The organism is Methylobacterium sp. E-041, assembly GCF_022829665.1.
Lineage (GTDB): Bacteria > Pseudomonadota > Alphaproteobacteria > Rhizobiales > Beijerinckiaceae > Methylobacterium.
In genome coordinates this window covers 1-3,037 of sequence record NZ_JAKSYQ010000147.1, presented here as the reverse complement: position 1 = coordinate 3,037, position 3,037 = coordinate 1, and the positions used below count along the sequence as shown (strand labels likewise).

Here is a 3,037-nt window from a genome sequence, read left to right as displayed (position 1 = left end):
CACGGTCATCCGCATGGCGCGGCGCGGCAGGCCGGCCTTGGCCAGCAGGCTGCGCTTGAGCAGCTGAAAGTCCTCGCAATCGCCCGAGCCGTCCTCGGCCAGGTCCCAATGGTCGGGAACGCCGAGGTGGTCCATGTCGGTGATCGCGGCGACGGTCTTGTTGACCCGGCGGTTGACGGCCTGGATCGTGCTCCAGATCGCCGGGGTCATGGCGATGCGGGCGGGCTCGGCGAGGTCGACCGCGCACTCGGCCGGGTAGCCCTGGCAGAAGGCGACCCAGGCGAGGATCGGCTTGGCGGCGCCGACCGACGCGGCGGCGATGGTGGGGGCGGGCAGCGAGGCCAGGGTCTGCGCCGCGACCGGGGCGACGGCGAAGGCGAGGCCCGCGGTCACCGCGAGGCCGGCGAGGGCCTTGCGCAGGCGGGGCGCCGACACCGCCCGAACCGTCGAAATCGCGAACCGCATCGCCGTGGCCCAACCCGTTAAGCTCTCGTTAACGAAAGCTCTCACGCCCGGGCCCCGACGGCAATCGCCCCCTTAACGAAAGGTTAATGCTGTGCGTAACACGGGCGTGCGGATCGGGCCGCTGGACCGATGCAGACGGGCCACAGGCGGGATGCGGGCGCCTCGCCCGGCCCGGCGGGTGCCGGCTCGGACGAGGCCCTTGCGGATCGCGCGCCGTGCGGCGGCGGGGTCTCAGAACTGGTAGTTCAGGCCGGCGCGGACCAGGCCGAAGCCGGCATCGCTGCGTCCGGCGCCGTAATAGGTGGCGGTGGCGGCATCGTAGTAGGTCGCGCCCGAGACGCGCTTGCCGAGGTCGAGGTAGAGCGCCTCGATCTTGGCCGAGATCCTGTCGGTGAAGGCGTACTCGATGCCGCCGCCGACGGCGTAGCCGGTCCGCGTCGTGTCCGGCAGGGCGTAGGGGTAGGCGGCCGCGTTCGCCGAGGCCGACCCGCCGCCGTAGGCGAAGCCGCCGGTGCCGTAGATCAGCACCCGGTCGAAGGTGTAGCCGACGCGGCCGCGCACGGTGCCGAAGTAGTCGAGGCTCGGGCGGACGCTCGCGTAGGGCACCGTGCCGAGATAGGCCGCATCCGCCTTGGCGAAGGCGGTGCCCTGGATGTCGGCCTCGACGCCGACGACGAAGCCCGAGCCCGGCGTGAGCTGGTAGTTATAGCCGACCTGGCCGCCGCCGGCGAAGCCGCCCTTCGCCGCCCCGCCGGTCACGGTGCCGTAGGTCGGGTCGGTGAAGCCCTTGCCGGACTCGCGGAACGCGTAGCCGGCGTTCACGCCGGCGTAGAACCCGGTCCAGGTGAAGGCGGGCGGAACCGGCGGCGGCGGAGGCGGCGCCCGCCGCGGCAGGTCCGCGGCTTCGGCGGAGGCGAGCCCGGCCATCAGGCCGAAGGCGGGCAGCAGGGTGCGAACGAGCGCCGGAACGGATCTCGACATGGGGGTTCTCGTGTTGGGATGGGAGGTTTTGCGGAGCGGGATCCAGCGGGCCGCCCGTGCCTCCCCCTTCGGCGGGGGGAGGGCCGCGAAGCGGGCCGGGAGTGGGGAGCGCGTTGTCCGGAAAGGTCGCGCCCCTCCGCAGCGGGGGGAAGGCGCGGCTGCGGAAGACGCCCTCCGACGGGCCGGTCAGAGCGCCAGCAGCAGCAGGCCGACGATGGTGACGGCCAGGATCATGCAGATCGCGAGGTCGAGGACGCGGGCGCCGCCGCACGGGGGTCTCGGGTCGGTCCGCATCGGGTCGGTCCGCATCGGGTCGGTCCCTATGGCGGGCGGCCTTCGGGCGGCGGCGGCGATCATCGGCGCGGATCCCGGTCGGGGGTGAGGAGGAGCGCCTCCCGGACCGGGCTGCCGGCCCGGGAGGCGCCGTCGAGCACCGCAGCATCCCGGGAGGGGGATCCTGGTGCTGCGGCCTGCAGCGCCCCTGGGGTCGCGACGCGGTGGACCGTGTCCGCGGCGGCGATCCCGAGGGCGGGCAGCGCGAGGGCGACGAGGCAGGCGGCGAGCCGGCCCAGTCGCGAAAGGGTGGTCCCGCCCGGCGGCCTGCGATCGCGGCGCAGGGTCGCGTTCAGGGGCGGCATCGGGCGGCAGACGAGGGCGGGTTTCGGTTCGGGCATCGGCCTCGTCCGGGTCGCGTTGACGTGGGAAATTTGACCACGCACAAACCGTATGTGTGCAGATTTCCCACGTCAACGCGAAATCGGTGGGCCAAGGTGCGCCGGCGCACGATGTGGGATTGTGTCCCACGTTGCCCACCTCCATGCTGCGCCGATGTCCGAGACCGTCAACGACACCGCCGAGGGGGCTGCCCTGCACGCGCCGGTGGCGCGCCTGCTGCGCCCGCTGGTCCGGCTGTTCGTGGCCCGCGGCATCACCTTCCCGGCGCTGACGAACCTGCTGCGCGAGCTCTACGTCAACGTCGCCGAGCACGACTTCGCGCTGCAGGGCAAGGAGCAGACCGACAGCCGGGTCTCGCTGCTCACCGGCATCCACCGCAAGGAGGTGCGGCGCCTGCGCGGGGCCGGGGCGCCGGTGAGCGCGGTGCCGGCGGTGGTCTCGCGCACCAGCCGGATCATCGCCCGGTGGCTCGCGGACCCCGCCTTCACCGACCCGGACGGGCGCCCGCTGGCGCTGCGGCGCGCGGGCGAGGACGGCCCCTCCTTCGAGGCCCTGGTCGCCGGCGTGACCCGCGATCTGAGGCCCCGCGCCGTGCTCGACGAATGGCTCGACCGCGGGCTCGCCACCCTCGACGGCCAGGACCGGATCGTGCTGGCCGAGGCCGCCTACGTGCCGCGCGGCGGCGGCGAGCCGCAGCTCTACTATTTCGGGCGCAACCTCCACGACCACATCGCGGCCTCGGTCGCCAACATCCTCGGCGAGGCGCCGCGCTTCCTCGAGCGCGCGGTGCATTACGACGGGCTGTCGGAGGATCTGGCGCGGCGGCTGGAGGCGCGCGCCAAGGAGATCGCGATGGAGGCGCTGACCCAGGCCAACCGCGAGGCCCACGCCGCCTGCGCCACCGATCCCGGCGGCC

The 3,037-nt window shown here is 73.7% G+C and carries 5 protein-coding genes; 1 reads left to right on the top strand and 4 read right to left on the bottom strand.

The window, feature by feature from the left end; all coding sequences use genetic code 11:
- From MKK70_RS13755 to MKK70_RS13740, 4 genes are all read right to left on the bottom strand, one after another.
- Positions 1 to 465: transglutaminase-like cysteine peptidase (locus tag MKK70_RS13755; RefSeq protein WP_243948415.1), on the bottom strand; the 465-nt coding region annotated here is incomplete at its 3' end.
- A 231-nt stretch (positions 466 to 696) separates the two neighbouring features.
- On the bottom strand, positions 697 to 1,446 hold the full coding sequence (locus MKK70_RS13750) for an outer membrane protein (RefSeq protein WP_409568274.1): 750 nt from the start codon (positions 1,444 to 1,446) through the stop codon (positions 697 to 699).
- Between the two features lie 186 nt (positions 1,447 to 1,632).
- Positions 1,633 to 1,803: a hypothetical protein gene (locus MKK70_RS13745; protein WP_187274949.1), complete on the bottom strand. Its 171-nt coding sequence runs from the start codon at positions 1,801 to 1,803 to the stop codon at positions 1,633 to 1,635.
- Positions 1,800 to 2,120 carry a hypothetical protein gene (locus tag MKK70_RS13740; RefSeq protein ID WP_243948413.1) on the bottom strand — a complete coding sequence of 107 codons (321 nt, stop codon included), beginning with the start codon at positions 2,118 to 2,120 and terminating at the stop codon, positions 1,800 to 1,802. Before MKK70_RS13740 ends, MKK70_RS13745 begins: the two co-directional genes overlap by 4 nt.
- A 154-nt stretch (positions 2,121 to 2,274) precedes the next feature.
- On the opposite strand from MKK70_RS13740, the gene MKK70_RS13735 reads away from it, so the two are divergent.
- Positions 2,275 to 3,037: DUF6502 family protein (locus tag MKK70_RS13735; RefSeq protein ID WP_243948417.1), on the top strand; the 763-nt coding region annotated here is incomplete at its 3' end.